The sequence below is a fragment of the Proteus vulgaris genome (assembly GCF_016239305.1).
In the GTDB taxonomy this organism is placed as follows: Bacteria; Pseudomonadota; Gammaproteobacteria; order Enterobacterales; family Enterobacteriaceae; genus Proteus; species Proteus vulgaris_C.
This window is the reverse complement of sequence record NZ_JAEHOQ010000022.1, coordinates 56,564-83,191: the sequence shown is the minus strand read 5'-3', so window position 1 is coordinate 83,191 and position 26,628 is coordinate 56,564. Positions and strand designations below refer to the sequence as shown.

Below are 26,628 nucleotides of genomic sequence, written 5' to 3'. Positions count from 1 at the left end.
AGCGGTTAACTGATGGCTATATAAATTTTACTGAAGATAATTTTTAGTATTATGTGGTTGTAACACTCAAAATCTAGTTATCCTGACATAATTTAATTATCAATGTATTAAATCAATTTAATGACTAATTTTATTGGCTAAAATGACTCGTTCAAACTCACTACGAAGTTCCTCATAAGCTTTAGGTTGCAATAACCGATTATTATCTAGTTCTATAACATGAGCATCTTTCTTATATTTAGATAAAATGTCATTATCATTCATTGCACACAAAATCACTTGATACCCACTAGGAACATTATTCATAACAGCATTAATCACTTGTTCATATCTATGTTTAGCTTGCTCTTGTTGATTTGGAGTATCTATAACAAAAGGCGCTATTTGACAGTGATTGATATAATCAATCTGTCGAAGAATAGATAATTGATAGGCTAATGTTCCACGAGTGCCTTCTGCTGCACCACCTCCAAGAATTTTTTTATAATCCATTGGAGATTTAACTCCATTAAGGTTTACCCCTGTTGCAGCTAAAATCTTTATATTTTCAACCAAACTCCCAATAAATAGCTCATTTAATGTCTTCTTGTCTTCTTTTTTAAGAAGCTTAGCTTGTTTTTTCTTTATGTCACTTTGATTTGCTTTAGCATTATTCGATTGAGCAATATATTTTTCTTTCTTCTTAAGTATATTATTATTAACTTTTTTCTGAGAAATTGAATACAAAGCTAATTCATAACTACATTGTTCGTCTGAATTATTTTCAGATGCTTCCTCTTTTAAATATTTATTATTGATTCTCTCAATTTCAGAAGAAACAAAATTTAACTTTTCTATTAATTCAGCTCTCTGTTGATATTTATTTTTAAGAAGATGATTAATTTTATCTGCTTCTTTCTCTAAATTTTCTTTATCTGCTAAAAATCCCGCACGACTAAGTAATGAATTATCATGTAAAACACCACATAAAGGACATTCAAGAGAATCTGAAGGCACATTTTCTACTGCAAAAATATAATCATTTTCTAGCTCTCTCGCTGAAGTACTGACAATTAGATGCTGTTGTTCTAACTCATGAATCTCATTGGCTAAAATTGATTGCTGTTCAAATAAACTAGATTGAACATCAGAAAATCTCATGAGTTCGTCATTTATTTCTGCTTGAATATAATCCAACTCTGCTTGAGTAATTGCTACTGTTGTTGTTTCTGGAGCAACTTCATCAAGTACACTTACTGCTTCTTCAATCCTCGTAATTTTATGTATTGCTTCTTGTTCTATCTCTTTTTGTGCAAATATTTCTTCTTCGAGTTCAAAATGTGCACTCGGTAAATAACCACAGAAATATTTTATAAGAATTGTTCTAAAATTACTGTATTGTTGTAAGTTTTCAAACCCATTCCATGGTTCGTTCCAACTTTTTTCTTGATCGATATAAAATGGTAAAAAATAAAATGCAGGTGGTGGACACTCTAAGTTATTTTTTTTACTTGCAAGTAATAAATCAAAACCAACTTCTCTTGCAAAATCTATAGCAAATTGACCTGTTATTTTTGAGTAAAACTGTAAAGGAGTATCTTTCTTTCCGAAATAGATCCCATCAACATAACGACTAACAACATATTCTTGTTGGTTTATTTTAAAATATAGGATCGTTTTAACATCATTTGATTCCCATTCTTTATCAAATTTGGGATCACAGCCAATTGCCCAATATAAGCTTTTTACTAATGTTGACTTGCCAATACTATTGTCTTTTCCTGTAACGAGATTGAATCTCTTCGGAAACTCGAACTGATTCGCTGATTTTTTTGAATCTGACAGTAGAACTAGACGTTGAAATTGCAAGCCTTTCATTTTTGTGATTCCTAAGATTCCTAATCAATAATTTATAATTATTTTGCATTATTAAGCCTTTAATAAACAGTAGATGACTTCTAACAATAACTCGTCTTCATTATTATTTATTTTTTGAAGTAAATCATCATCAACAGCTTGTCGGCATAAAGCTTCTATATATGTAGCATCATCGTCATATTTATCTTCATCAACTTTGAGATAAGATTGCTTAAATGACTCCGTAATATCAATATCTAAAGCACTCATAAAACCAGCTCTACGTAGTGCTAGTGAAGTGATTTTACCTTTAAAAATGCGCTTTTTCTTAGATCTCCAACCTAAATCAGTGGCCAAATCATCAAAATTACTTTTTAAATCATCAATACAAGGATGGCTTGTGTATTGAGTAATCACTTTGTGAACATCTGTCGAGGTGAGTGATTTTTTATCAATAAGTCTTATCCAATCTTTATAATCATATTCAATACGACCTATTCGCCCCATTTCATCAACAATAGAACGATATATGTTTACTGGATTACATAGTGCCCCAGGAAATATAGCATCAACAAGGTATGCGAAACGAGATAATACATAATCTTCTTGGTTTTTTAACTGTATCTCAGGAACAATAAATTGCAGATGTTCAGGCAAAACACTAATCCCTAGTTCATCTGTTATATCTTTAGTTAAACTAGCTAAATCATCTTTTGCTAAATCACCTATCTTGATTACATCTAGTTTAAGATCTTTATCAATATTTAGGCTAAATCCACTTGATGAAACTAGCCCAATCTTAACAACTCTATTTTCATATGAAGTATTAACACAAGAACTAAGTAGCTTTCCTAGTACAGAGTTTTTAAGCTTATTATTTTTACCTTTATCCCTTTTTGTAAGGGATGCTGATGTATACTTAGCTATCTGATTCTTTACTTGATAAAATTCAAACTGTGCATTGCTTGGATCTAAACTATTAGCAATTACAACATCTTCCTGATATTCAATTAATAAAGCATATTCCTGATTTTTTTTGTGCTTTTCAATAATCTCACATAATGCCCAATGAAATTGAAAATTATATTTTCCGAAAGTACTTGCTCCTGCTGATTCACGCTGGACTTCAGCAAGTGGGTTATTTGCCATATACACTACACCAAGTAAACATGAATTATTCATTTACATGTATCTTAGCATATGAAATACAGCTATATTAGGATATATCATCGATCTAGATCATGAAATTTTACTCATGTAATATTTCATATAATCATAAAAACATTGTTTTCCTTTCAAACTCACAAACTATTTTCATAAGAAATAATAAACTCACTTGATTGCCATCCAAGCTGAACTTTTAGTCATGATTTCTCTATATATTAATTATCATGATAAGATTTACGTACAATCCAAACAAAAATATCATTTACTAATGAAAACATCCCAAATAGATCCCATTACTTCAACTTTAATTGACGCAATCAAAAATCCACGAGTTAAGCAAAAACTACACGAACTTAATTTATATTTTTATAATCGAAAACATGAGAATCAGATTAGGGATGAAATAAGCATTGTTATCAATGAGAACTCTGATTACTTAGCAATGACAGAACATCCCAAAAGCAGGAATGGTGCAGTGGACTTATCTCTTTATCCGGTAAATAAGGATGAATCTAGTTTGATTGCTACTATTGAATTTAAACATCATTATCCGAAGGATCTAACCATACCGGCAGTTCAAAATAGCATTATTTCTGACTTAACTCGTAATTTATCCAGTCAAACAAGTCATTTTATTCACATTATTCAACAAAGAAAAATGCGTAAAAAACCGCCCGTTAGCGACGTAAAATTCTTGCAAAGAAATTCAGACGATATTGCTTATTACACATGCCTTTTAGAGGGTTTAGATAAATTCCCGTTAAAATACAATAAAAACAGCCACTCAATAACCGTGAAATCAGAATTTATTGAGTCCACTTATACTTTCGATATCTACTCTCTTATGTGATAGATTTAATATATAAATTAAAGGGTTATGGATATAAAAAACTCTAATCACCTACACACTCCTGCCTGATGTAATCCTGCAACCCTTTAATCACCTGCTCTGACTCTGCAATTCGCTCTCTGAGTAACCAATAATTTCGGATAGCGGTGTCAGTAGGTCGGGCGGTGGTTGCATAAGCCAAGCTGGTGGCGGAAGTGGTTTTGTTTTTTGGACACTCGGCTTTGATGTACACCCGCTCAGGATGACGCTCGCTAATATCACGCAACCGACTAATTTCATTCTTAGCATTCGCTAACTCCTGCATATATTGAATATCCAGTTGGTTTAACCGCATTATGCGTGCTTGATAATCAGTATTAATAGACTTTTGTTCTTCGAGAGCCACTGTTAGTTTTTTGTTGGTATCTGTCAGTGAATTAATCCTGTCAGCTTGCCAATTAATCACCCAATAGCCACCCACAATGATGCCTACCATCGCAATGACAGCATAGAGTTTCCCGTATTTCATGATTAGTACCGATGATGTGAGAGTGCAATCTGACAGCGTTTTTCTAAACTCACTTGGTCTTTAGTACATGAGTTATCAATCAAGAGATAAATGCCACCAGCGACTGTGATGAGTAATATGAGGATAAAGCTGATAATGATGATTAAAGGTTTCCATAACATAGTGCTGACTCCGCCTCTCGACGACTGACAAGCCCTCGCCAAACCTTTCCGCCTGCATATACCCAACGTTTCATTTCTTCACAAGCACCCGCTCTATCACCAGCGTTTAGTTTCTTGAGTAATGTTGAGCGAGAAAATGCGGTTGTACCCACATTAAAAGCAAAGGAATATAAAGCGGCTTTAGTGTAGTCATCGAGTGGTACTTTGATTAATGCATCGACTTGCTGTTGTGTCTTAATAAAATCGTTTTGTAATAACGCATCACATTCTTGTTGTGTGTATATCTTACCCTGAATAATGTCTTTGCCTGTATGCCCATAACAAACTGTTAGAACACCCGCCACATCACGATAAGGTTCATAACGCACACCCTCAAAATGGACTATTACTACTAATGCGATTGCTGTGGCTCCCGCAGTTGTTAACGCAGCTATTTTCTGTTTGAGAGACATTAAATATCCTTTGGCGCTTTTACCATTAATTCAGCAAGCCTTTTTAACGTTTCGGTCGGATTTTGTGGATCAACATGACGAACAAGCTCTTCAAATAATTGAGTGCGTTTTCGCTGTTCTCGACGCGTCATAAAATAAGTAGCTAAACCCAAAACCATGCTAAACGCCATCCCGATAACAAATCCCCATTCATATAAAGAGAGACTGGCAAAAAATGCCGTTAGGCCTGCTGTTCCATAAGTTACATTGGTTAATTTTTCCATACGCATAGTCCCCCCCAGAGGAGTGTCCGTTGATGATTAGTGTGAGAGAGTTAAAAGTGAAACGATAAAAAATTAGGCGGGTATTGATACTTTAAGTGCCTTTAATAAAGCTTCAGGCAACTGCTCTTCCAGTGACGCATTAGAAACAATCACAAGACCATACATAGATATCCATGTATTCGTTTGTTGTAAGTACCCTTGAATAAATTGCTTCGCTTTCTCTAACAAATAAACACAACTCTCTTGTGTATTTTTGCGCCAATAAGATTCAATCGCCACCAGCAATGGGTCACCTGCATCATTAATCTTTTGTGTGCCGATTCGATATTGCTTTTTACCTGAGGGAGACGTTGTGCAAATTAATTGTGTCAGTTGTTGAGTTTCGCCATCAGCCGTATGGATATTCGCCGTTAAAATGACGGAAGTATTCTTTTCACTGTCTGTTTCTGAGGCATAGTGAAGACTAAACTGTAATTCGCTTATCTCTTTTGACATAACATTTACCGATTTATTTAGTTAATAAGGTGCCGACTCACAGCTCTTGTGTGAACGGTATAAGTGGGTGTTGATTCTGTGGTCGGCGTAGATGAAAAGGCTACAAAGTAACCTTATTTAATTTAGGGTTGAATATATTAATGAGAATAATTATCATTACACATGTATCAAATTTGACAGGTCTGATACGAATTAGTACGACATGACTTACATTGCTTCTTGCGTTTATTTTATATGCCGATATGACTCCTAGCGTATCGGCATTTTTTTATTGAGTGTTGGGTAGCTCTTTCATACTTATAATTTAGATATCCATTCATATTTAATCTAATACCATTATAATTCAAGACCAGATCTAATCAGACAGTCCACTCAGTGCCATAAAAAAACTAACTATAAGGTTGCATATTAGTCAATTATGCCCAATTGTAGGCAGGTATCATATGTGAAATGCGCTGATAAGTTTTAAATGTATACTAGCGTGCTTACGTAGTACAGAATATACACTTAGTTATGAACTGCTAAAATAGAGAAGTTGTAGAACAACTTTTAATTTGTGATGACTGCAAGTAATTTAAGTAAGGAAAGAATATAAAATGGGTAAGTCAACACGTAATGCATTTAAAATAATTGCAACAGTTAGTGGTAATTTAAATATACAAAATGAGCAACACACCCTTCAATATAAGTTTTCCAGAGGCCATACTGATGAACTTATAATATCATCAAATAAAATCACAATATCAGGAACACGTTCTAAAAGAACGGAATTTGACGACGTATTTAAAAATAATAAAAGTGAGATATATTTTCAATTCATTAAATCATATGTATATTACTCCATAGCAAATGGAATAATCCCCGAGATACAATCAATAATGTGTTATGACAATAAAAATACTCTTGTAAAGGAGTACACTCAAAATGAATTAAGAAACTTACAACCCAAAGGGAATGTAACAAATCTTCGGAGAATTAACAAAAATAAATTACAAGTTATCTTCAAATCCACAAATGAAGGAGTTAAACACTTATATGCTACAACCACTTTGATTCGCTCACTCTGCTGTGATGATGACAACGATATATTTGAAAAACTTTGGAAGTCATACAATTCAATCTATAGAGTGCGAAGCTCTAAACGTCAAGAATGGGAATGTCTTGAGGAAATGGGGCATTTCATGACAAATACTCCTACAGATTACCCGCTTTCCACAGCCCATGTCAGTAATTTATCCAAAAAAGATATAACTGATGCTACTAGATGGTATGCAATGTTAGAAAATAATTTTGTAACAAGGATGAACGCACCAAATATAAAAGAACAAAAATTTTCCGAATTCCTCAAAAAATATTCTGATTCACGCTTAGTTGAAATAGCAAATGAGACTATTGATTTTCAAAAAGGTTTCTGGACAGTACAAGCACTAAGAACAAGCACCTCAAGTATAATAAATTCAAGATTAAATAACCCAACTAAACACGATATTGAATTAGTTGATGTATTATGTAATTGTTATATGTATTACTTAAGAAATAAAATATTACATGGCGAACAGGCGGATCATTCATTTAGATTCATCCCATTAAATAAGGAATCAATAACCTTGAAATTTTCATCTGAATTGTTGTTCTTAGTTGTTTGTGATCTTATAAACAATCAGAATTTCTAAAAAGAGGGGCGTTCGGCCTCCTTTATCCTTAAAGGATCATAACACCATCCACGTCCATTCTAGTATCTCCGTGGAAGTGTCTGCTGTTCGCTCAACCAAAACTATCTGGTCTAGATTGTTTTTACCTATGAACCCTGTCAACTCAAATTTGAATTCATACAATTTAGAACCTTTCACAAAAACAATTAAGGCTACACATCATGCGTAGCCTTAATCTTATTCACATTCAATTAGCTTTTATCTTTATTTTCTATCGCTATTGTTTGCCGTTTTTCTTCTTCAGGTAATTCATACTCAATAGCAATAGTCAGAAGTCCACTTGATAAATCGGCTTTTTCTATTTTAACATTTTTACCGAGGTCAAATTGCAACGTAAATTGACCTTGAGATATACCTCGGTGGATCCATTTATCATTGTCTTCTTCTGATTTTTCTTCTTTTTTCCCTTCAATCAATAAACGACTTCCTTTTAATGAAACCGATAAGTCATTTTCTTGATATCCAGGCACACTCACCGTCAGTTCATAATGGTTATCATCAATCTGTTTCAGGTTATAAGTCTGTACAGGTGATGCAATAGGCTTACTGCCTGTTAACTGACTAAACAGGCGATCTATCTGATCAAAACGGTTTGAAAGTAAGTTGTCAGATAATGTTGGGAATAATGAAAAAGGTTTAATGTTAGGCATATAACTCCTCCTTCAGTATTTAGTGAATTATGGGCGGTATCTTATTTACCCAAAATATAAATATGAACGAGCAAGTATTTTTCAAGCCCTAAAATCTAAATTTTTTATCTTTGACCAACATGGGATTGTAGATGGCAAAAAACCCCGCCGAAGCGAGGTTTTGTATATTCAACTATTTAATGCTTAACTCATTTGAGCTGTCATCACACTTTTGCAAAAGATACATTTTGCGCCGTGTGGATTGTTCACTGTGACATCAAATTGTGATGTTCTATATTGTGAACCACTACAACAAGGGCATTTAAAATAGAGGCGAATAGTAATAGCGCCTTTAGAGAGCCACCACGTTGCCTGCTGCTGGGCCTTTCATACCATTTTCCATGGTGAATGAAACTTGTTGACCTTCAGCTAATGTTTTGAAGCTATCACTTTGGATTGCAGAGAAATGTACGAAGACATCTTTGCTACCATCAGCTGGAGTAATAAAACCAAAACCTTTACCTTCATCGAACCATTTTACTGTACCAGTCATTGTATTAGACATAGAATTTCCTTTAATTTATTTAATTTGCCATAAGGCATATGCGGTTTGTTTTGTATTTTTACTTATGGGAATTAATTAGAAGGAATTCACAATGAAGAGGTATCGAGGATAACGCTAAACGGGAACAACTTTAAACTTACTAACATAAATAGGTCTGTACTTCCAAACCAGTGACGCTATTAAGCCATAGAAAAATTCAGATAGCAAACTTTATTTTTTAGCGATAAATCAGCTTAAGTGTGCCTCTAAAAAACATAACCCCGCTATACTCACGAGGTTTTCAATAGATAAGAGGCATAACATCAAAACCATTATTAACACAATATATTGTGTTTTGTAATTACGCAAGAATATAAATATGGTGTTTTCTAATTATTTTATCCATATCTAATTTTACGTTATCAACCGATAAACACCCTTCAATAAATCCTTCCGCTGTCTGCAATCGCTTAGCCACTTCATTATGCGAAATACCAAGTTTTGAAGCCATTGAACGCAAAGGATAATTCTTCACATAGTACATAATAACCAATTGAAACAAATAACTATTATTTACCTTTAAATGTAATACCGCTTTATTTATTTTTAAACCATCATCATCTGAACATTGCTCTCGGCTTCGTCTTGAGCTTGGAATTAATCCTTTAAAACCTGCGGCAATTGATGAGTAATCGATACTATTTCCCTCATTAGCTGACCACGCACCCCAACGTGATAAAACTTCCTGCATATCTCTCATACAGACTTCTCCAAACCATTTGTTACCTTATTGCCTATTAATTAATCAATTACACCTTTATCTCTCTTTCTCGTTTTAATTGCCTGACCTTCTCTCTGTATTTATCTCGTATCTGGATATAATCTTCGCGTCGCCAATTCGGAAGCTCATGAGGCCCTCGTAGCCAATCAACTAATTCTTGACCAAATTTTTCGATAAGTTTTTCCTCATACTTTTGACTTACACTGGCATTTTTATGCGTAAATCGCCCCGCTCCACCATTGCATGATTTACATTGCTTATATGCATTACGTTCATCAAATCTCAGCTCAGGGTGTGAACCCACAGATAAGAAATGGCCACAATCCCATTGTCCTCCATGTAAATCTGGAGGATTAGTTTCACCACAACTAATACAAGGCTCATCATGATCTCTGAGCCTGATATATTGATTAAACGCAGTTTGAGCTTGTTTGATAAAATATGAGGTAGGTTTTACTGCTAACTTGCGGGCTTTGAGTTTGTCTCTTGCTTTGATTTCCTTTTCTCTTTGTGCCTTTTTGAGTTTTACTAACGCTTTTTCTTTTTCCTTATTCCTTCGTTTTATTGCCAGTTCTGCGCCGTGTTCTGGGCAACACCACCAAATATTACTGTATTTGGGATGAAACCATTCTCTACATATTTTACAGCGCCGTCGCCTTAGCGACTTCATTATGTTTTCCTTTGATTTGTCCATCAGCAATTATTCCTCTTGATTTCTTTTCATATTCATATATTCAGAATTGCTAGGAATGATGATCGGAATTCCCTTCTCAATGCACCATTGTTCATGTTTCTCCATCATGTAAAGCATCCTTGCCTTATCCATCTTGCTGGTTTTTTCACGCTCACCGTTTTCATTGCGCCCTAACCAATGTCCAACGAAATATTCATGCGTTTCCTCATTAGTAACGGGCTTTGATAAAACGATTTCACCGACACCATTTTTAATATCGATAACAACGCCACGTGCACGTAACCACTCGCCTGTGGTTTCCATCCACATACGCCATGTTTTATTCATTGGTATGGTTCTTAAATCACGCCACTCGGTGATTTTGATGCGATAGCGTTTACCTGTTGTCACGATTTCGGAGAGCACTTTGAAAATACTGTTGAGATTGGACTTATGGAGACAGATATCATCTGTCACTTGACCTCCTTTTTACTTTTATGAGTTAAAACGATTTTTCACAATACCTTTTGGGTTCCTTTTTCGGTTGAGCGCGATATGCAGCCATATATTGATCAACTGGTGTAATACTCAATCCTTGTTGGTCAACATACACGGTGCCTGTTTTACCGTGTCGATTGAGCCTTAAAATCATTTCGGTCAGCGTTTCATCCGCATTATTGTGGTACACCGCATCACGATAAATGCCTAACCAATAATCACAATCTTGCTCGATTTGTCCTGTGTCTCTTGAATCACTCGGTACGGGACGTTTATCTGCCCTGTTTTCTAACCCTCGATTCAACTGTACAAGCAACACAACCACCGTATTGAGCTCTTTTGCCAATATCTTTAGCCCCTTAGTGATTTCACCATAGGCAATATCATTACGGTCAGCTTTTCCCGCTTGCATCAAAGTGAGGTAATCGACACCAATAAACCCAATATCACCGACTTTGCGTTTGATTTTCCGACTTTCAGAGCGTATATGCTGTAAGGACATGCCTGGTGTATCATCCACCCAAATATTGGGCTCATCTTTAAGGCGACCGATGGCATTGCAAAGCCTATCCCATTCATGCTCTTCTAATTTTTGGTAAAATTTATCTGAATTAATTTGGGTTTGTTGGGCTAGTGTCCGTTCAACAAGCTGTTTATCCGTCATTTCCATGCTGAACAGCAATACAGGCTTACCTTGTTGTGAGACATTCTTTGCCATTTCAGTGAGAACGGTTGTTTTCCCCATCTTTGGACGAGCACCAATCACGAACAGTGAGCCTATGACAATCTGTTTTGGGCTTAATAGGCGGTCAAAATCTTTAAATCCCGTTTTTAATCCTCGATGTTTCTCTGGGTTATCTTGTCGGTCACAAATGTCAGTAAAAACATCATCCAACACGTCATCAATTCGGCGTAATCCTGTTTTTCTCCCCATTTTTCCAAACGACGTAGCTTCATCAAGCAAGCGTTGTGCCTGTTCAATTTTATCCGTAAAACTTAACTCACTTGGCACCATCATGAGCTTTTGAATTTCAACCGTCTTTTCGATAACAAAACGCTGTGCGGAACACTCTCGGATTTTTTTCGCATAAGCCATAATGTTAGCAATACTCGGTGTTTCTCTTGCCATCTCAGCAAGATAGGCAAAACCACCTGATTGATTAATTCGCCCTTTTGACTCCAGATAATCCGTCACCGTCATGATGTCTATTGGCATACGTTGGGTATACATTTCTCGCAGAGTGAGATAGATAATTTGATGGTGTCGGGCATAAAAATCTTCAGGCTTTAGCAGTGAGAAAATTGATTGCGCATTATCACTTTGTGGGTCGAGCAGGAGTCCTCCAATGGCATTTTGTTCCGCCATTAAATTATTCGGAACTTGGTTCATCACAGTGCTCCCTCCCTTGTTTTGAGTACCGTTTCTGGTCTGAGTAAATAATCAAAATTCGCTCGCCAACCCCGGTTATTTTCTCCAAAGTACCAAGCACTCGCTGTTTCCATAAAATAATCAAAATAATTTTTAGCTGATTCGACTGTGGGCTCTTTAAGTTCTTTCAGGAATTTGGATATTGCTCTTTTGCGTTTGTCATTCAGTGATTCGGCATTGGGTAATCTATCCCCTGCTGATTCGTTGAAGGCTTGCATGATTTCCTGATAAGGAATTTTAGCTTGCCGATTAATTGAAATCTGCTTTGCAGGTTTCGAGTCGTCAGACGATAATTTTTTAGGGTTAATTGACTGGTTAAAAGACTGACTGGTTCTGGGTAAAAATTTTTGACTACCCCCTAGTCCAACCGTTTGACTACCGTGGTCAAATTCTTTGACTACCTCTGGTACAGAATTTTGACTACCCTCATCAAGAGATTTAGCCTCCAAATCCAAAATATATAAATTGGAAGTATGCCCCTTATCTGTTTTTCGCGTAACTTTACGAACAAACCCTTTTTTACATAGACTTTTAATGTGGTTTATCGCACTTTGACGGCTAATTTCGCAATGACGTGCAATAGTTTCATAAGAAGGAAAACACTCGCCTTTATCATTGGCATTATCAGCAAGTTTCAGTAGCACCATTTTTTGTGCTGTACTCCCCACCTGTAATTGCATGGCTTTTGCCATTAGAAGCATACTCATTTTCGCTCTCCTAATAACTTATCCCGATGTGTTTTCCTTAATTTTGCGTCTTTCAGTGCTTCCTTTAAACGCTGACAACCCAGTGGGGTTATTTCTTGTAATAGCCTATTTCTCATGATGTTTTTATGCTCATCACAGCCATTAAATTCATGATTTATTCTTTGTCTCATGGTATAATTTCTCCATTCCAAAGCTGTATCAAAAAAGGGAAACCAAAGTTTCCCCTTGTGATAAAAACTGGATATTGATACAGTGTACTTGTACGTTAAATGGTGAATTCCATTGAACAACACGCCTCGTTTGTTGCCGCAATCGAGGCGTTTTCTTTTATTTTCATTTGAGAAAGTTCACCCATTTGTTTCCACAAAAATCGGTACTCTTCTTCTGAGATTTTTCGTTCTCCTTCCATCACAAAATCAATAATTCCCGATGCGACAAGCGTTTCGCATATTTCAGGATATTTTTCAGTTCGACGTAGGATTGTTGAATCATGGACACCTAACGTTCTAGCCACGGCAGACTGAGTTTTATTTCTCAATGCTTGTAATGCTGAAGCTATTAGGTGATTAGAGATAAATTGGTTGAATTGTTTGCGTGTATTTGCGCATTCCATTGTTTAAAGTCCTTATGAGTTAACTAAGGGACAATAATGATCCGTGGCTCATTCCGTATGAGTTGATATTGGGGGAAGAGTTGTCGCTTTATCAGCGACTCCGTAGCAGTCAAAAACTGCGATTGTTAAAGAGCGAATAAAACTATACAGTTTCTAATTCAGGCCAAATTTTATACCAATCGTCTGGCCTTAAATCTCTGCGTGTAACTGCACCATTTGTTGCTATTTCAATTTCAACACAACGTTTAGGAGAAATAGCACTAACACCAGATGCCATTTGAGAAAGGAAAGACTTCGAAACACCTAATTGGTCAGCTAATTCTTTAGCACCACCCCACTCAAGTGAATCTATATATTTTTTTAACTCCATATTTACTCTCCATTAGTTTTAAACATGGAGTTTATTAAACACTAAACCCAACGTCAAGTATTTGCTTGTTTGGTCATTACTAATCAAAATAAAGGTATGGAAATAAAAAAATTAAGACAAATAAAACTCTCACAGTGGTTTAAAGGTAAAACCCTGCCCACTAAAGAGAAAAGCTATATATCTCAACTGATGAGTGGTAAATCATCGTTTGGAGAGAAGGCAGCTCGTCGTCTAGAAAGAGACTATGGGATGCCTATTGGTTATCTGGATACCCAAGATATTCAGGATGATGAGGTTGAATTCATAGGTAGAATACCATCAGGTTTAGTCAAAGTACGTGGCGAAGCATTTCTAGGTGTCGATGGTGCTGTTGATATGATTGAAGCCCATAGTGGATGGTTAAAAATATACAGTGATGATGTTGATGCATACGGACTTAAAGTTAAAGGTGACAGCATGTGGCCTCGCATTCAATCAGGTGAGTATGTTGTCTTTGAACCCAATACTTCAGTAAAGACAGGTGACGAGGTATTTGTACGCACGATTGATGGTCACAACATGATAAAAATCTTTAATAAAACTAGAGATGGAGACTATCAATTCACCAGTATCAACAACTCACATAAACCAATAACGTTATCACCAGATCAAGTAGATACAATTCATTATGTCGCAGCTATAGTTAAACCTATCAAGTTTATTGATATCTGCGAAAAAACAGGTAAAGCATTTTTCCCAACAGTCTAACAACACGTTTTAGGTGTAGATAAATTCGAGATTTTGATTAATGCAAAATAATAATCAATTAGAAGTCACAGAGGCTATTCGCCAAATGGACGCTGGCTCTACAAAACCTATTTTATGCTCTTGTGATGATGGAAATCTTTACGTTATAAAAAGCAATGCATCTGTATCAAGAAGAGAATTAATTCATGAATATGTGGCATCAGCTATAGCAAAGAAAATCAATTTGCCGATCCCTGATTTTGCTATCGTATATGTTCCAAGTGACATTGTTGATTTTTTACCTCCTGATCTAAAAGGAAAGCTTTCCTGTGGATATGCATTCGCTTCTCAATTTATCGAGGACTCAGCTAGTATTACATTTACATTGGCTCACCAACTTATTGACATACAAAAACAAAAAGAAATATACCTATTTGATAGATTGATAAATAACTCAGACAGGTCACTTACCAAACTTGGTGGTAATGTAAATATTATTTATAACGTAAAAAAACAAAGCTATTATTTAATAGACCATAATCTTGCATTTGATCCAAACTGCAACATAGACATGTTTGAATTCCATGTATTCTCACCAAAAAACAGAAGTTGGCAATATGACATGTTCGATGCAATATCCAATGAAGAATTAATAGAATGTATTAACTCTTCATGCGATGATGCACTAGAGGAAATACCAACTGAATGGGTTGATGATGAGTTATCCAAAAATAGTATTTCTAACAATATATTACATACCGTAGCTAGAGGAAGAAGTAGTGAGTTTAGGAGTACAATAATATGAAAATACCATTACTTTACAGCATTATAAGATATGCTCCATACGCAGAAACTGAAGAATTTGCGAATGTAGGTGTGGTTATTTGCTCTCCGAAAACCAACGAACTTCATTTTAGTTTGACGAAGTCTAACGATGCTAGAATCCAGAATTTTTTTAGGGATGACTCTATCTTTAAAGTGGTTAAACCATTAATAGAAAATGAATTAAACGTAGCATCAGATATTGCATCTAACTTTAATTCTGCTGAAGGATTAAGAGACTTCTTTTTTAACTTAACCGAAAAGCGTGAGTCTATCTTTTGTTATAGCCCTGTTCGTGTATTAATGGCTCACAATGCAAATGAAGAGCTTGATAGGCTATACAGCAAATTTATTAAACAAACAGGCAATACAAAAGAGCGCAGAGAAGACATCTTAGCCGCAGAATTAAGACATAGATTCCAAGTTCACAGCGAGCTAAAAGGCGCATTTAAAAAAATCAGATTAGGGGGAGAGCTCACTAGTTTTGAAATGCCACTAGTAGCAGAGACAAGTGCAAAAGAGATTCTTTGTGCCATAAAGCCACTTGCATTCAACCAAATTGAGCCAAGCAAAATGCTTGAGCATTGTGATAAGTGGGTAGCCAGAATAAGACGAGCTGTTGATGAGAAAATACTGACATTCAATAATGTACTATTCACTATTGACCACAAAGTCAAATTAAAAACCCCAGAGTCAAAGGCTATTGATGAAATTAGGTACACCCTAGATAAATATAAGATAACTCACTTTGAAGCTAAAGATAAAGATTCAGCAATTAAGTTTGCTAAGCAAAAATTAGCCTGACTCTAGCCTTCCTTCTGAGAAGGCTTTTTTGTACCTCTCTCCTCGAAATAAATGTTCGACATTACAACCTGCGATTTTTCACAAATAAATTTACTTAACATTCATAGCGTTGTTAATTATTAACTAAATCATGTTTAGTAAATACTTGACCTAAATTTTAGTATTTATTAAACTAAGCACATCAACGTAACACAGCACGTTGAAGTTCTTAAACAACGATGGTGGCGAGCTGTGTATTAGCTACCAGAACGGCGACGCTGATAAAGCGTCAACCTTCACAGAAGGTTTTCGGATTGGTGTTTCATTATTTTATCACCAATCACTAAAGCCAACTGTTTGGAGGATATATGGCAACTATAAAAGTGAAGAAATCACGCAAACCAGACTTTTTACGTGGTAACTCTGCAAATAGACGTCATGCCAGACGGAAAGTCGAAGCCATTGCAATTAGAGATATTGAGATACAACTAGACTCAATATTTCAACTAGAAACTAAAAAATTAAACCGCGTTGAAAAGACACTATCACTAAGCCACATTCCTGTGACTAGAAATATTGAACCTAAGTATCAATCATCACCTGATAACTGTTGTTTACCAAACATAGTTATGTTTTCGAGTGTTAGAACAAAAAAATCAAAGGATAAATTTTGTGTCACTGCAAAATAAATTAGAAACCACCTTATATTGGATAATCAGTATATCAAATTAATTGAATGATTGACTTTCATCTCATATTTTACATAAAGGAGATACTATAATCTAAGCTATTTTATTCTAACTATGTGGTTCAATAATGAAAAAAAATATTCTCGACATAATTAATAGTGCCAATAGTGTTTTAGAACACACTGTATCCATATTAGAATCATTCAATGAAAATCTAGCAAAACTTAATTCCTCAATTGAAGCATTCAGTTTGAAACGAGAGCATAACCGACCAATAGAATATGAGATAAAAAATATTAAATGTTTACTCAAATCAAATGAGTTTAACAAACAACAATTACCTCAATATATGAAAACATTGTCGGATATAAAATCCTTTAAAAAGGAATTTGAAGATTTGGATAAAGATGTAAAAAAAATATATTTAGAAATGATACCAAAAGCTAACTCAATAGATGATGAAATATTAATTATTGAAAAAGAAATTTCAATTTTGAGCAGTAACATCCTTACTGACTCTGAGGTAAATATACTTATTGATAAAATTATAGAATTAAAAAAATTACTTAAAGAGTAATATTTCCATAACTTTTATTATCTTAATTATCAAAACATCATAAATGGAAAATAAAAATGACTCAACAAGATACTTCTGTCGTTATTAACGTCAAATTAACTTTAAATCACATTGAAAATAAACCACATCGAGTAGAAGTAAACACTCAAATAAATGCTTCAGATGAAATCCCTGAATTAGCTATATTGTTAAGTGACTTCTCAGATAATTTGATTGGAGAAAATGCGATAAAAACGGCATTAAAAAAAGCAGTTTTAAATACCTTAGTAAACAAAGTTAAACATTAATAAAAATATTTCCTCTCGTCTAAATCTTTTTTTCGCCAACACCAGAATATATTAATCACTACCACTATCACTATCACTTGATTAGTGAGGGTTTTGCACATCCAGAGGTAAACATGAACATTGATAAATACACACTTTGTTTAGCTCAAAGCCAAGCAAGGAACGCTCATTTTCTCAAAGATGAACATGGATGGAATAAGGCCAATCAGACATTAAAACAGGCTTATGGCATAAAACAGCAATACAACGCAAAGGTATGCAAAGAAATGAATATCCCAATGAATAGGCTCTATGGATAGAGGTAATTTTTTGTGAATAATTTTAATAATCAAATATACCCAAATGATAAATACCCTCGACTAAGTTCATCTACTCCGAAAAGAAATTTCAAAGAAGTTCTCGCTCATGCAATAGCTATTATTGAAGGAGAAATACCTAACAATTCGCCTAGCATAGCTGAACAGCGACTCGCTATGACGCTTTGGTATATGAATTTAGATGCATCCAAGAATCACCCTCCTCTTCCTGAGCATATTCGAGCCCAACGAGATTCAAAAAGGACATATGTACCTAGTAATAAATTTGAAGTCGATTACTACGGAAGTGATCGCCGTCAAGGTCAATATTTAGGGGATTAATATGACTGCTGTATACAAAGCTATTAGTAATGTTGCTAGAGAAATGGCTGAAACGGGCATTAAAAAAGGAAGTGTAAACCAACAACAAGGATTTATGTTCAGAGGAATTGACGCTGTATATAACGCCCTTGCCCCTGCTCTAGTTAAGCATGGATTGCTTATTCTTCCACGGATCATTGAACGTACCATCACGGAAAGACAAACACAAAGAGGTGGCTTGTTATTCTATGTTGTAGTAAAAGCTGAGTTTGAATTTGTTTCTGTTGAAGATGGAAGCAAACACACGGTTGTGACTTATGGTGAAGCGATGGATAGCGGAGACAAAGCCACAAATAAAGCCATGTCTATTGCATATAAATACGCAGCTTTTCAAACATTTTGTATACCAACCGAAGAAACAGCAATCGATGCTGATGCAGAAGTCCACAATGTAGCACCGAGAACACCAGATCAAATATTGAAAGATTTTACTAATTCAACAATGGCTATTACAGATCTCAATATTTTGAAAAAAGAGTTTGGTGAAACATGGAAGTTACTCAGAAAAACGCCTGAACAATCAAAAGCAAAGGAAGTATATAACATCAGAAAATCTGAATTGGAGGCGATGTAATGGCAAGTAAAGGTGTAAACAAAGTCTTATTGATAGGACATCTAGGCCAAGATCCTGAAATGCGTTACCTCCCAAATGGCGATGCAGTTACTAATATTACATTAGCCACCAGCGATTCATGGAAAGATAGACAATCAGGTGAAACCAAGGAACGTGTTGAATGGCATAGAGTTGTGATATTCGGAAAACTTGCCGAAATCGCTGGAGAATATATGCGTAAAGGTTCACAAGTCTATATCGAAGGCCAATTACAAACACGTAAATGGCAAGATCAAAATGGACAAGACAGATACAGCATGGAAGTTGTAGTGAATATTAATGGCTCAATGCAAATGTTAGGTAACAACAATCAGACAGGAAACCAGAAATCACAACCATCACCTCATCAACACGGATGGAGCCCACAACAATCTCCTAAACATAATGCCCCCCCAATGGACTTTGATGATGATATTCCTTTTGCGCCGATTGGATTACCTTATCCTCGTATCGCTATTCATATTATTTAAAATACTGCTTAACGGATTACGCTAATTAATATTTATTTAAACTGAGTATAAATAACGTGGAGAGAAAATATGTCAAGAATGGTGACTCTTGAAGCGTGGGCAAGGTTGGAATTTGGAGATGCCTCTCCTTGCATGACGGTATTACAAAAATACGCAAAAAATAACCTTATTGCACCACCTGCAATGAAAGTTGGCCGCAAGTGGATGGTTGATAGAGAAGCTCGTTATGTGGGCTATCTGTCTCTCCCTCAAATTCCTACTAAATCAACGGAACGACTTAAGAGGATAATTACAGATGGCTGCCCGACCACGAACCCATAAAATTATTATCCCTAATTTATATCGAAAGCTAGATAAACGTAACGGCAAAATTTATTGGCAATATAAACATCCCATCACCGGTACATTTCATAGCTTAGGCACTGACGAACAAGAAGCGAGAGAAACTGCCATTCAAGCCAATACAATTATTGCTGAACAACATACTCGACAGTTATTAAGTATTAATGAACGGTTATCAAAAATTAAGACAAATAAGTCTGAAATATCTGTCGATATATGGATAGATAAATATTTAGATATTCAAAAAGAAAGATTAGATATCGGTGAATTAAAAATTAATTCTTATCGACAAAAAATGAAACCCATTAATTTATTCCGTCAGTATTGTGGTACGAAAATATTAAAAGAGATAACCGCATTAGATATCGCTGAAATAATAGATTCCATCAAAGTATTAGGACATTCAAGAATGGCTCAGGTCGTTCGCATGGTGCTTATTGATGTATTTAAAGAAGCTCAACATGCTGGCTATGTTCCGCCTGGTTACAATCCTGCGAAAGCAACTAAACAACCACGGAATATAGTGAAAAGAGAACGCATGACATTGGAAGAATGGCGCACTATTTACCAGCAAGCTAAGAACCACCCTCCTTACCTGCAATGTGGAATGTTGCTCGCCTTAACCACAGGTCAGCGGATCGGTGATATCTGTAAAATGAAATTCTCTGATATTTGGGATGACATGTTACACATACAGCAAGAGAAAACGGGCAGTAAGTTAGCCATCCCTCTCTCGCTAAAATGTGAAGCTATCAATCTCTCTTTAAGGGATGTTGTTGCTCAATGTCGTGATGCTGTTGTGAGTAAATATCTCGTGCATTATCGGCATACCACCGCACAAGCGAAACGTGGTGAACAAGTCACACCAAATACATTAACCACAACGTTTAAAAAAGCGCGAGATAAATGTGGGTTAACTTGGGAAAAAGGTACCGCACCTACTTTCCATGAACAGCGATCTTTATCTGAGCGACTTTATCGAGAACAAGGAATTAATACACAAAAATTATTGGGCCATAAAACACAAAATATGACTGATAAATACCACGATGATAGAGGCAAAGAATGGCAAATTATTGCTGTTTAATTGAACAGTTTTGGGGAAGAGTTTTGGGGATATTTTGGGGAAGAATTTTATAGTACAAAAAATAAACGGGAACTAATAAGCTCCCGTTAACTATTTATCAAATCAACAATTACATGTGTTTGATAATCGCGTCACCAAACTCGCTACATTTCAGCAGTTTAGCGCCTTCTAACTGACGCTCGAAATCATAAGTTACGGTCTTAGCGGCAATCGCACCTTCCATACCTTTAATGATTAAGTCAGCAGCTTCTGTCCACCCCATGTGGCGTAACATCATTTCTGCGGAAAGGATAATTGAGCCAGGGTTAACTTTATCTTGGCCTGCATATTTTGGTGCTGTGCCGTGTGTTGCTTCAAACAATGCACACTCATCACCAATATTTGCGCCAGGTGCGATACCAATACCACCCACTTGAGCAGCTAATGCATCAGAAATATAGTCACCATTTAGGTTCATACATGCGATAACATCGTACTCTGCTGGGCGTAACAGAATTTGTTGTAAAAATGCGTCAGCAATAACGTCTTTAACGATGATCTCTTTACCTGATTTTGGATTCTTGATTTTGACCCAAGGACCGCCATCTAATAATTCACCACCGAACTCTTCGCGAGCTAACTCATAACCCCAATCTTTAAAGGCACCCTCGGTAAATTTCATAATATTACCTTTGTGTACCAATGTGACTGAATCGCGATCATTATCAATAGCATATTCAATTGCGGCACGAACTAAACGCTTAGTACCTTCTTCTGAACAAGGCTTAATACCAATACCGCAATCTTGTGGGAAGCGGATTTTGGTAACACCCATTTCAGTTTGCAGGAATTTGATCACTTTATCTGCTTCTGCTGAGCCCGCTTTCCACTCAATACCGGCATAAATATCTTCTGAGTTTTCACGGAAGATAACCATATCGGTCAGTTCTGGCTGTTTGACTGGGCTTGGAGTGCCTTTGTAATAACGTACTGGGCGTAGGCAAATATAGAGGTCAAGTTGTTGGCGTAATGCAACATTTAATGAACGGATACCACCGCCAACTGGCGTAGTAAGAGGACCTTTAATAGAAACTCGATATTCGCGGATAAGATCTAAGGTTTCTTCTGGTAACCAAACATCTTTACCATACACCTGCGTTGATTTTTCACCAGTGTAGACTTCCATCCACTCAATCTTACGTTCTTTGCCGTAAGCTTTCTCAACTGCTGCATCAACAACTTTTAACATTGCTGGCGTAACATCGATACCGATACCGTCCCCTTCGATATAAGGGATAACCGGATTATTTGGAACAACAAGCTTACCTTTAGCATCTAGTGTAATTTTAGCGCCATTAGCCGGAACAACTACTTTGCTTTCCATTTACCTCTCCTTTCATGTAAGCGCACGCTTTGTTAATTTTTTGTAAGAGACCTGTCAATACTACTTGATTATTCAGCTAACGCCAATCGCTTCTCTTTTAAGGTATAATCAATCTCCCATTTTTTACAAAAATTAACTATGGCAAATCAACTTAAAAATAGCGCTAAATCGAGAAAATACCACACTCCATCAGCACAGAGAAAACCAGCACGTCCAAGAGGCGAACGTAAAGTCGTTATCTTTAATAAACCCTTTGATGTGCTAGTCCAATTTACTGATGAAAGCGGTAGAAAAACACTAAAAGATTTTATTCCTATCCATGATATTTATGCAGCAGGACGTTTAGATAGAGACAGTGAAGGACTTTTAGTCTTAACAAATGATGGGAAGCTACAAGCAAAATTAACACAACCGGGCAAAAAAACAGGAAAAATCTACTATGCTCAGGTAGAAGGTGTTCCTTGTGCAGTAGCATTACAACAATTTCGGGATGGATTAGAGCTTAAAGATGGCAAAACATTGCCAGCACAAATCGAAATAGTTGAGCAACCAGAATGGTTATGGGAGAGAAATCCGCCTATTAGAGAACGCCAAACTATTCCAACAACTTGGCTAAAAATCACCTTATTTGAAGGTAAAAACCGTCAAGTAAGACGAATGACGGCTCATATTGGTTATCCTACATTACGCTTGATCCGCTTTAGTATGGGAAATATTACATTAGATAATTTATTACCTGGTGAATGGAAGGAGATTGATTTTGTTTAAACCTCATGTGACTGTCGCGTGTATCGTTCATGCGCAAAATAAGTTTCTCGTTGTTGAAGAAACTGTCAATGGAAAAGCAACGTGGAATCAACCTGCAGGGCACCTTGAAGCCAATGAAACACTTATTCAAGCCGTTCAACGTGAGTTATGGGAAGAAACAGGATTAACGCTTCCTGTTCAATATTTTCTTAAATTACATCAATGGATTGCTCCTGATAAAACACCTTTTCTACGTTTTCTTTTTCTTATTGAAGCGCAAGAGCAATTTGAAACTCACCCTAATGATAGCGATATCAATTGTTGTCACTGGGTTAGTGCTGATGAAATTGTCCAAAGCCAGCAACTACGTTCACCTTTAGTGAGAGAAAGTCTGTTATGTTATCAACAAGGTGAACGCTACCCTCTTTCTATTTTAACTAGCTTTGGCGCGCCCTTTAACTAAATAACAGAGAATAGAAAAATAAAGCATCAAAAACAGAGCAACACTTGATGCACCTGCATCAGTGATATGGTAAAGTATGGCGCTTATTTTTCCGCAGTGAGATCCAGTTATGTCAGATAACAGCCAAAAAAAAGTCATCGTAGGAATGTCCGGTGGCGTAGATTCATCCGTCTCAGCCTATCTTCTTAAGGAACAGGGATATCAGGTCGTTGGTCTGTTTATGAAGAACTGGGAAGAAGACGACGATACAGAATATTGTTCAGCTTCAACGGATCTTGCCGATGCGCAAGCCGTATGCGATAAACTTGGCATTGAGCTTTATACTATCAATTTTGCCGCTGAATATTGGGATAATGTTTTTGAACATTTTTTATCTGAATATAAAGCAGGCCGTACTCCAAACCCCGATATTCTGTGCAATAAAGAAATAAAATTTAAAGCATTTTTAGAATATGCAGCGGAAGATTTGGGCGCTGACTATATCGCAACAGGTCACTATGTACGTCGTCGTGATGTTGATGGCAAAAGCCAATTGCTTCGCGGTGTTGATAACAACAAAGATCAAAGCTACTTTTTATATACATTAAGTTACGAGCAAATCGCACAAAGCCTTTTCCCTGTGGGTGAAATGGAAAAACCTGAAGTGAGAAAAATCGCTGAAAAACTTGATTTAGCGACAGCAAAGAAAAAAGACTCAACAGGTATTTGTTTTATTGGTGAGCGTAAATTTACCGATTTCTTATCACGTTATCTCCCAGCTAAACCTGGCCCTATCATCACCGTTGATGGTGAAACTATTGGTGAACACCAAGGATTGATGTATCACACATTAGGTCAACGTAAAGGTTTAGGTATTGGTGGAACAAAAGACGGTGACGACTCCCCTTGGTATGTCGTTGATAAAGATGTTGAAAACAACATTCTTGTTGTGGCACAAGGTCATGAACACCCAAGATTAATGTCTGTCGGCTTAATTGCTCAACAATTGCATTGGGTATCAAGAGAACCAATTACTGAAGCTTTCCGCTGTACTGTTAAAACACGATATCGCCAACCTGATATTGCGTGTACAGTAACACCATTAAGTGAAGATAAAATTGAAGTCCGCTTTGATTATCCCGTTGCTGCTGTAACACCGGGACAATCAGCCGTCTTTTATCAAGACGAAGTCTGTTTAGGTGGCGGTATCATTGAAACCCGTATTCAGGAGTAGACGTGGCTAAAGATTTTCGTGATATAACACTTGCACTGGCAGGCGTCTGCCAGGCAAGTCGTCTTGTTCAGCAAATTGCTTACCAAGGTAGTGCGAACGAGAATGATGTTGAAGTGATGGTTAACAGTATTTTTAATCTCAATCCAACATCAACACTTGATGTTTATGGTAATCAAATTAGCCATCTAAAATTAGGCTTTCAAACACTGAAAGCTATTCATCAGGCAGTAAGAAGAGAAAAATTAACGCTAGAGTTGATGACTTATCAACAAGGTTTAATCAACTTAGAACGTTTAATCGGACGAAATGATGATTATAGTTCACGTTTATCACAAAAAATTTCTCAATTAGAGCGTCAAAAAAGCTATTTTGAACCTATGTCTGAAGGTGTCTTTAATGCACTAGCTGGCGTTTATGTTGATGCGGTTAGCCCTGTAGGGCCTCGTATTCAAGTTCATGGCTCTATCGAACTGTTAAAAAATCCAATTATTCAAGCTAAAGTTAGAGCGTTATTATTAACGGGTATCCGTAGTGCCGTGCTCTGGCGTCAAGTTGGTGGTCGTCGTTTTGATTTTTTATTGCATCAAAAAACGATCATCCGACAAGCTGATGATTTTCTCGCTCAATGTTAATACTTTAAATTCAACCTGGGAGTTGCCAACAATGGAATTATCTTCGCTGACAGCGATTTCACCGATTGACGGTCGTTACGGTAGTAAAACTTCGTCGTTACGTTCTATTTTTAGTGAATTCGGTCTTCTGAAATTCCGTGTACAGGTAGAAGTTCGCTGGCTACAAAAGCTAGCATCTTGCGCCGACATTAAAGAAGTTCCCGCCTTTGAAAAAAACGCAAACGATTACCTTGATGCGATTGTGACTAATTTTAATGAAGAAGATGCGGCACGTATTAAATCTATCGAACGCACCACAAATCACGACGTAAAAGCTGTAGAATATTTCTTAAAAGAAAAAGTGGCGACCATCCCTGCTTTACATCAGGTTTCTGAATTTATTCACTTTGCTTGCACTTCTGAAGATATTAATAATCTGTCACATGCCATTATGCTAGAAACCGCTCGCCAAGAGATCCTACTACCAACATGGCGTGAGCTTATTGATACAATTAGTAAAATGGCGCAAGAATACCGCGACTTACCTCTTCTTTCTCGTACTCATGGTCAACCTGCGACCCCCTCTACAATGGGTAAAGAGTTTGCTAACGTTGCCTACCGCATGGAACGTCAATATCGTCAACTTACACAAGTTGAAATCCTAGGTAAAATCAATGGTGCCGTCGGCAACTATAACGCACACTTAGCTGCTTATCCTGAAGTAAACTGGCACCAATTTAGTGAAGAATTTGTAACTTCATTAGGTATTACATGGAACCCATATACAACACAAATTGAACCGCATGATTATATTGCTGAACTTTTTGATTGTATTAGCCGTTTCAATACAATTTTGATCGATTTCGATCGTGATATTTGGGGTTATGTAGCACTGAATCACTTTAAACAAAAAACTATTGCAGGCGAAATTGGCTCATCCACCATGCCACACAAAGTAAACCCAATTGACTTTGAAAACTCGGAAGGAAACTTAGGGTTAGCCAATGCAGTTATGGGGCACCTTTCTAGCAAATTACCACTTTCGCGTTGGCAACGTGATTTAACGGATTCAACCGTTTTACGTAATTTAGGTGTGGGTATTGGTTATGCATTAATTGCTTACCAATCAACCATGAAAGGCCTTAATAAGCTTGAAGTGAATGAAAAACATCTTCGCGAAGAATTAGACTGTAACTGGGAAGTGTTAGCAGAGCCAATTCAGACCGTAATGCGTCGTTATGGCATTGAAAAACCGTATGAAAAACTAAAAGAATTGACTCGTGGTAAACGTATTACTGAGCAAGACATGGTTATTTTTATCGACGGTTTAGAGTTGCCTGAGCATGAAAAAACACGCTTAAAGGCAATGACACCTGAAAGTTATATTGGTTTTGCAACTCAGTTTGTTGATAAATTAAACTAATTTATCACACGAAAAAGGCAGATAATTTCTGCCTTTTTTTATAACAA

General features: G+C 36.3%; 38 protein-coding genes. 19 read left to right on the top strand and 19 right to left on the bottom strand.

The features are described from left to right. Nucleotides 1-117: 117 nt before the first annotated feature. Entirely contained in the window at nt 118-1,857 is a 1,740-nt protein-coding gene (locus JEP40_RS15335) for a hypothetical protein (protein WP_198624229.1), read from the bottom strand. Between the two features lie 51 nt (nt 1,858-1,908). Beyond that, complete coding sequence (locus tag JEP40_RS15330; RefSeq protein ID WP_198624228.1) at nt 1,909-2,985, bottom strand: DUF4297 domain-containing protein; 1,077 nt, start codon at nt 2,983-2,985, stop codon at nt 1,909-1,911. 286 nt (nt 2,986-3,271) lie between these two features. On the opposite strand from JEP40_RS15330, the gene JEP40_RS15325 reads away from it, so the two are divergent. Further along, nucleotides 3,272-3,853 (top strand): hypothetical protein, encoded by a 582-nt coding sequence (locus JEP40_RS15325; protein WP_161748249.1) that lies wholly within the window; start codon nt 3,272-3,274, stop codon nt 3,851-3,853. Nucleotides 3,854-3,896: 43 nt separating this feature from the next. Here JEP40_RS15325 and JEP40_RS15320 read toward each other — a convergent pair whose 3' ends face one another. From JEP40_RS15320 to JEP40_RS15300, 5 genes are all read right to left on the bottom strand, one after another. Continuing rightward, nucleotides 3,897-4,361: a lysis protein gene (locus tag JEP40_RS15320; RefSeq protein ID WP_198624227.1), complete on the bottom strand. Its 465-nt coding sequence runs from the start codon at nt 4,359-4,361 to the stop codon at nt 3,897-3,899. Between the two features lie 2 nt (nt 4,362-4,363). Then, nucleotides 4,364-4,522, bottom strand: a complete 159-nt coding sequence (locus tag JEP40_RS15315; RefSeq protein ID WP_164996118.1) for a hypothetical protein — start codon at nt 4,520-4,522, stop codon at nt 4,364-4,366. Then, a complete protein-coding gene (locus JEP40_RS15310; RefSeq protein WP_198624226.1) occupies nt 4,504-4,974 on the bottom strand; it encodes a lysozyme in 471 nt (156 codons plus the stop codon). The genes JEP40_RS15315 and JEP40_RS15310 overlap by 19 nt, the downstream gene beginning before the upstream one ends. Beyond that, nucleotides 4,974-5,243 (bottom strand): bacteriophage protein, encoded by a 270-nt coding sequence (locus tag JEP40_RS15305; protein WP_046334538.1) that lies wholly within the window; start codon nt 5,241-5,243, stop codon nt 4,974-4,976. Before JEP40_RS15305 ends, JEP40_RS15310 begins: the two co-directional genes overlap by 1 nt. 66 nt (nt 5,244-5,309) lie before the next feature. Next, a complete protein-coding gene (locus JEP40_RS15300; RefSeq protein ID WP_198624225.1) occupies nt 5,310-5,732 on the bottom strand; it encodes a hypothetical protein in 423 nt (140 codons plus the stop codon). Between the two features lie 596 nt (nt 5,733-6,328). On the opposite strand from JEP40_RS15300, the gene JEP40_RS15295 reads away from it, so the two are divergent. After that, nucleotides 6,329-7,405, top strand: coding sequence for a hypothetical protein (locus JEP40_RS15295; protein WP_198624224.1), 1,077 nt, complete (start codon nt 6,329-6,331; stop codon nt 7,403-7,405). 230 nt (nt 7,406-7,635) lie between these two features. On the opposite strand, the gene JEP40_RS15290 is transcribed toward JEP40_RS15295, so the two are convergent. The 11 genes from JEP40_RS15290 to JEP40_RS15245 form a co-directional block, all read right to left on the bottom strand. Further along, the gene (locus JEP40_RS15290) at nt 7,636-8,094 is read right to left on the bottom strand and encodes an Hsp20 family protein (protein WP_072070436.1); all 459 of its coding nucleotides are present in this window, start codon (nt 8,092-8,094) and stop codon (nt 7,636-7,638) included. 183 nt (nt 8,095-8,277) lie between these two features. Next, nucleotides 8,278-8,418, bottom strand: a complete 141-nt coding sequence (locus JEP40_RS19140; protein WP_418312483.1) for a hypothetical protein — start codon at nt 8,416-8,418, stop codon at nt 8,278-8,280. Between the two features lie 7 nt (nt 8,419-8,425). Continuing rightward, nucleotides 8,426-8,638, bottom strand: coding sequence for an RNA chaperone/antiterminator CspA (gene cspE, locus JEP40_RS15285; RefSeq protein ID WP_004244726.1), 213 nt, complete (start codon nt 8,636-8,638; stop codon nt 8,426-8,428). 340 nt (nt 8,639-8,978) lie between these two features. Beyond that, entirely contained in the window at nt 8,979-9,377 is a 399-nt protein-coding gene (locus JEP40_RS15280; protein WP_198624223.1) for an antiterminator Q family protein, read from the bottom strand. Nucleotides 9,378-9,426: 49 nt separating this feature from the next. Further along, entirely contained in the window at nt 9,427-10,068 is a 642-nt protein-coding gene (locus JEP40_RS15275) for a recombination protein NinG (protein ID WP_198624234.1), read from the bottom strand. A gap of 30 nt (nt 10,069-10,098) precedes the next feature. Continuing rightward, the gene (locus tag JEP40_RS15270) at nt 10,099-10,548 is read right to left on the bottom strand and encodes a hypothetical protein (RefSeq protein WP_198624222.1); all 450 of its coding nucleotides are present in this window, start codon (nt 10,546-10,548) and stop codon (nt 10,099-10,101) included. A gap of 25 nt (nt 10,549-10,573) precedes the next feature. After that, entirely contained in the window at nt 10,574-11,959 is a 1,386-nt protein-coding gene (locus tag JEP40_RS15265) for a replicative DNA helicase (protein ID WP_198624221.1), read from the bottom strand. Then, nucleotides 11,959-12,705 carry a helix-turn-helix domain-containing protein gene (locus JEP40_RS15260; protein WP_198624220.1) on the bottom strand — a complete coding sequence of 249 codons (747 nt, stop codon included), beginning with the start codon at nt 12,703-12,705 and terminating at the stop codon, nt 11,959-11,961. The genes JEP40_RS15265 and JEP40_RS15260 overlap by 1 nt, the downstream gene beginning before the upstream one ends. Then, on the bottom strand, nt 12,702-12,875 hold the full coding sequence (locus JEP40_RS15255) for a hypothetical protein (protein ID WP_198624219.1): 174 nt from the start codon (nt 12,873-12,875) through the stop codon (nt 12,702-12,704). Before JEP40_RS15255 ends, JEP40_RS15260 begins: the two co-directional genes overlap by 4 nt. Nucleotides 12,876-12,970: 95 nt before the next feature. After that, a complete protein-coding gene (locus tag JEP40_RS15250) occupies nt 12,971-13,318 on the bottom strand; it encodes a hypothetical protein (protein ID WP_004247478.1) in 348 nt (115 codons plus the stop codon). Nucleotides 13,319-13,460: 142 nt separating this feature from the next. After that, nucleotides 13,461-13,688: a transcriptional regulator gene (locus JEP40_RS15245; protein ID WP_004244717.1), complete on the bottom strand. Its 228-nt coding sequence runs from the start codon at nt 13,686-13,688 to the stop codon at nt 13,461-13,463. Nucleotides 13,689-13,784: 96 nt separating this feature from the next. Here JEP40_RS15245 and JEP40_RS15240 point away from each other — a divergent pair, with 96 nt between their 5' ends. From JEP40_RS15240 to JEP40_RS15185, 12 genes are all read left to right on the top strand, one after another. Then, complete coding sequence (locus tag JEP40_RS15240) at nt 13,785-14,435, top strand: S24 family peptidase (protein ID WP_198624218.1); 651 nt, start codon at nt 13,785-13,787, stop codon at nt 14,433-14,435. A gap of 40 nt (nt 14,436-14,475) precedes the next feature. Then, a complete protein-coding gene (locus JEP40_RS15235) occupies nt 14,476-15,219 on the top strand; it encodes a HipA family kinase (protein WP_160230270.1) in 744 nt (247 codons plus the stop codon). Continuing rightward, nucleotides 15,216-16,040 (top strand): DUF3037 domain-containing protein, encoded by an 825-nt coding sequence (locus tag JEP40_RS15230; RefSeq protein WP_160230269.1) that lies wholly within the window; start codon nt 15,216-15,218, stop codon nt 16,038-16,040. Before JEP40_RS15235 ends, JEP40_RS15230 begins: the two co-directional genes overlap by 4 nt. 347 nt (nt 16,041-16,387) lie before the next feature. After that, the gene (locus JEP40_RS15225) at nt 16,388-16,708 is read left to right on the top strand and encodes a hypothetical protein (protein WP_198624217.1); all 321 of its coding nucleotides are present in this window, start codon (nt 16,388-16,390) and stop codon (nt 16,706-16,708) included. Between the two features lie 127 nt (nt 16,709-16,835). Then, on the top strand, nt 16,836-17,285 hold the full coding sequence (locus tag JEP40_RS15220) for a hypothetical protein (RefSeq protein WP_198624216.1): 450 nt from the start codon (nt 16,836-16,838) through the stop codon (nt 17,283-17,285). Nucleotides 17,286-17,341: 56 nt separating this feature from the next. Next, nucleotides 17,342-17,572, top strand: coding sequence for a hypothetical protein (locus JEP40_RS15215; RefSeq protein ID WP_004244711.1), 231 nt, complete (start codon nt 17,342-17,344; stop codon nt 17,570-17,572). Nucleotides 17,573-17,685: 113 nt separating this feature from the next. After that, nucleotides 17,686-17,871 (top strand): hypothetical protein, encoded by a 186-nt coding sequence (locus JEP40_RS15210; RefSeq protein WP_198624215.1) that lies wholly within the window; start codon nt 17,686-17,688, stop codon nt 17,869-17,871. A gap of 12 nt (nt 17,872-17,883) precedes the next feature. Beyond that, entirely contained in the window at nt 17,884-18,210 is a 327-nt protein-coding gene (locus tag JEP40_RS15205; RefSeq protein ID WP_193014397.1) for a hypothetical protein, read from the top strand. A 1-nt stretch (nt 18,211) separates the two neighbouring features. Continuing rightward, nucleotides 18,212-18,823: an ERF family protein gene (locus JEP40_RS15200; RefSeq protein WP_198624214.1), complete on the top strand. Its 612-nt coding sequence runs from the start codon at nt 18,212-18,214 to the stop codon at nt 18,821-18,823. Further along, on the top strand, nt 18,823-19,332 hold the full coding sequence (gene ssb / locus JEP40_RS15195; protein ID WP_198624213.1) for a single-stranded DNA-binding protein: 510 nt from the start codon (nt 18,823-18,825) through the stop codon (nt 19,330-19,332). Before JEP40_RS15200 ends, ssb begins: the two co-directional genes overlap by 1 nt. A gap of 69 nt (nt 19,333-19,401) precedes the next feature. Continuing rightward, the gene (locus JEP40_RS15190) at nt 19,402-19,653 is read left to right on the top strand and encodes an excisionase (protein ID WP_017628380.1); all 252 of its coding nucleotides are present in this window, start codon (nt 19,402-19,404) and stop codon (nt 19,651-19,653) included. Continuing rightward, nucleotides 19,628-20,761: a site-specific integrase gene (locus JEP40_RS15185; RefSeq protein ID WP_198624212.1), complete on the top strand. Its 1,134-nt coding sequence runs from the start codon at nt 19,628-19,630 to the stop codon at nt 20,759-20,761. Before JEP40_RS15190 ends, JEP40_RS15185 begins: the two co-directional genes overlap by 26 nt. Before the next feature lie 109 nt (nt 20,762-20,870). Here JEP40_RS15185 and icd read toward each other — a convergent pair whose 3' ends face one another. Further along, entirely contained in the window at nt 20,871-22,124 is a 1,254-nt protein-coding gene (gene icd, locus JEP40_RS15180) for an NADP-dependent isocitrate dehydrogenase (protein WP_023582546.1), read from the bottom strand. Between the two features lie 138 nt (nt 22,125-22,262). Between icd and rluE the strand changes: the two genes are divergently transcribed. From rluE to purB, 5 genes are all read left to right on the top strand, one after another. Continuing rightward, nucleotides 22,263-22,892, top strand: coding sequence for a 23S rRNA pseudouridine(2457) synthase RluE (rluE, locus tag JEP40_RS15175; RefSeq protein WP_198624211.1), 630 nt, complete (start codon nt 22,263-22,265; stop codon nt 22,890-22,892). Next, nucleotides 22,885-23,334: an NUDIX hydrolase gene (locus JEP40_RS15170; protein ID WP_198624210.1), complete on the top strand. Its 450-nt coding sequence runs from the start codon at nt 22,885-22,887 to the stop codon at nt 23,332-23,334. Before rluE ends, JEP40_RS15170 begins: the two co-directional genes overlap by 8 nt. A 109-nt stretch (nt 23,335-23,443) precedes the next feature. Further along, on the top strand, nt 23,444-24,547 hold the full coding sequence (gene mnmA / locus JEP40_RS15165) for a tRNA 2-thiouridine(34) synthase MnmA (protein WP_198624209.1): 1,104 nt from the start codon (nt 23,444-23,446) through the stop codon (nt 24,545-24,547). Between the two features lie 2 nt (nt 24,548-24,549). Further along, complete coding sequence (gene hflD / locus JEP40_RS15160; RefSeq protein WP_196553243.1) at nt 24,550-25,179, top strand: high frequency lysogenization protein HflD; 630 nt, start codon at nt 24,550-24,552, stop codon at nt 25,177-25,179. A 31-nt stretch (nt 25,180-25,210) separates the two neighbouring features. Next, nucleotides 25,211-26,581 carry an adenylosuccinate lyase gene (gene purB / locus JEP40_RS15155; RefSeq protein ID WP_198624208.1) on the top strand — a complete coding sequence of 457 codons (1,371 nt, stop codon included), beginning with the start codon at nt 25,211-25,213 and terminating at the stop codon, nt 26,579-26,581. The last annotated feature ends 47 nt before the right edge of the window (nt 26,582-26,628 follow it).

Bases quoted from the DNA above. Each gene is read 5' to 3' on its own strand.
- JEP40_RS15335 (WP_198624229.1), bottom strand. From the start codon at position 1,857: ATGAAAGGCTTGCAATTTCAACGTCTAGTTCTACTGTCAGATTCAAAA.
- JEP40_RS15330 (WP_198624228.1), bottom strand. From the start codon at position 2,985: ATGGCAAATAACCCACTTGCTGAAGTCCAGCGTGAATCAGCAGGAGCA.
- JEP40_RS15325 (WP_161748249.1), top strand. From the start codon at position 3,272: ATGAAAACATCCCAAATAGATCCCATTACTTCAACTTTAATTGACGCA.
- JEP40_RS15320 (WP_198624227.1), bottom strand. From the start codon at position 4,361: ATGAAATACGGGAAACTCTATGCTGTCATTGCGATGGTAGGCATCATT.
- JEP40_RS15315 (WP_164996118.1), bottom strand. From the start codon at position 4,522: ATGTTATGGAAACCTTTAATCATCATTATCAGCTTTATCCTCATATTA.
- JEP40_RS15310 (WP_198624226.1), bottom strand. From the start codon at position 4,974: ATGTCTCTCAAACAGAAAATAGCTGCGTTAACAACTGCGGGAGCCACA.
- JEP40_RS15305 (WP_046334538.1), bottom strand. From the start codon at position 5,243: ATGCGTATGGAAAAATTAACCAATGTAACTTATGGAACAGCAGGCCTA.
- JEP40_RS15300 (WP_198624225.1), bottom strand. From the start codon at position 5,732: ATGTCAAAAGAGATAAGCGAATTACAGTTTAGTCTTCACTATGCCTCA.
- JEP40_RS15295 (WP_198624224.1), top strand. From the start codon at position 6,329: ATGGGTAAGTCAACACGTAATGCATTTAAAATAATTGCAACAGTTAGT.
- JEP40_RS15290 (WP_072070436.1), bottom strand. From the start codon at position 8,094: ATGCCTAACATTAAACCTTTTTCATTATTCCCAACATTATCTGACAAC.
- cspE (WP_004244726.1), bottom strand. From the start codon at position 8,638: ATGTCTAATACAATGACTGGTACAGTAAAATGGTTCGATGAAGGTAAA.
- JEP40_RS15280 (WP_198624223.1), bottom strand. From the start codon at position 9,377: ATGAGAGATATGCAGGAAGTTTTATCACGTTGGGGTGCGTGGTCAGCT.
- JEP40_RS15275 (WP_198624234.1), bottom strand. From the start codon at position 10,068: ATGAAGTCGCTAAGGCGACGGCGCTGTAAAATATGTAGAGAATGGTTT.
- JEP40_RS15265 (WP_198624221.1), bottom strand. From the start codon at position 11,959: ATGAACCAAGTTCCGAATAATTTAATGGCGGAACAAAATGCCATTGGA.
- JEP40_RS15260 (WP_198624220.1), bottom strand. From the start codon at position 12,705: ATGAGTATGCTTCTAATGGCAAAAGCCATGCAATTACAGGTGGGGAGT.
- JEP40_RS15255 (WP_198624219.1), bottom strand. From the start codon at position 12,875: ATGAGACAAAGAATAAATCATGAATTTAATGGCTGTGATGAGCATAAA.
- JEP40_RS15250 (WP_004247478.1), bottom strand. From the start codon at position 13,318: ATGGAATGCGCAAATACACGCAAACAATTCAACCAATTTATCTCTAAT.
- JEP40_RS15245 (WP_004244717.1), bottom strand. From the start codon at position 13,688: ATGGAGTTAAAAAAATATATAGATTCACTTGAGTGGGGTGGTGCTAAA.
- JEP40_RS15240 (WP_198624218.1), top strand. From the start codon at position 13,785: ATGGAAATAAAAAAATTAAGACAAATAAAACTCTCACAGTGGTTTAAA.
- JEP40_RS15235 (WP_160230270.1), top strand. From the start codon at position 14,476: ATGCAAAATAATAATCAATTAGAAGTCACAGAGGCTATTCGCCAAATG.
- JEP40_RS15230 (WP_160230269.1), top strand. From the start codon at position 15,216: ATGAAAATACCATTACTTTACAGCATTATAAGATATGCTCCATACGCA.
- JEP40_RS15225 (WP_198624217.1), top strand. From the start codon at position 16,388: ATGGCAACTATAAAAGTGAAGAAATCACGCAAACCAGACTTTTTACGT.
- JEP40_RS15220 (WP_198624216.1), top strand. From the start codon at position 16,836: ATGAAAAAAAATATTCTCGACATAATTAATAGTGCCAATAGTGTTTTA.
- JEP40_RS15215 (WP_004244711.1), top strand. From the start codon at position 17,342: ATGACTCAACAAGATACTTCTGTCGTTATTAACGTCAAATTAACTTTA.
- JEP40_RS15210 (WP_198624215.1), top strand. From the start codon at position 17,686: ATGAACATTGATAAATACACACTTTGTTTAGCTCAAAGCCAAGCAAGG.
- JEP40_RS15200 (WP_198624214.1), top strand. From the start codon at position 18,212: ATGACTGCTGTATACAAAGCTATTAGTAATGTTGCTAGAGAAATGGCT.
- ssb (WP_198624213.1), top strand. From the start codon at position 18,823: ATGGCAAGTAAAGGTGTAAACAAAGTCTTATTGATAGGACATCTAGGC.
- JEP40_RS15190 (WP_017628380.1), top strand. From the start codon at position 19,402: ATGTCAAGAATGGTGACTCTTGAAGCGTGGGCAAGGTTGGAATTTGGA.
- JEP40_RS15185 (WP_198624212.1), top strand. From the start codon at position 19,628: ATGGCTGCCCGACCACGAACCCATAAAATTATTATCCCTAATTTATAT.
- icd (WP_023582546.1), bottom strand. From the start codon at position 22,124: ATGGAAAGCAAAGTAGTTGTTCCGGCTAATGGCGCTAAAATTACACTA.
- rluE (WP_198624211.1), top strand. From the start codon at position 22,263: ATGGCAAATCAACTTAAAAATAGCGCTAAATCGAGAAAATACCACACT.
- mnmA (WP_198624209.1), top strand. From the start codon at position 23,444: ATGTCAGATAACAGCCAAAAAAAAGTCATCGTAGGAATGTCCGGTGGC.
- purB (WP_198624208.1), top strand. From the start codon at position 25,211: ATGGAATTATCTTCGCTGACAGCGATTTCACCGATTGACGGTCGTTAC.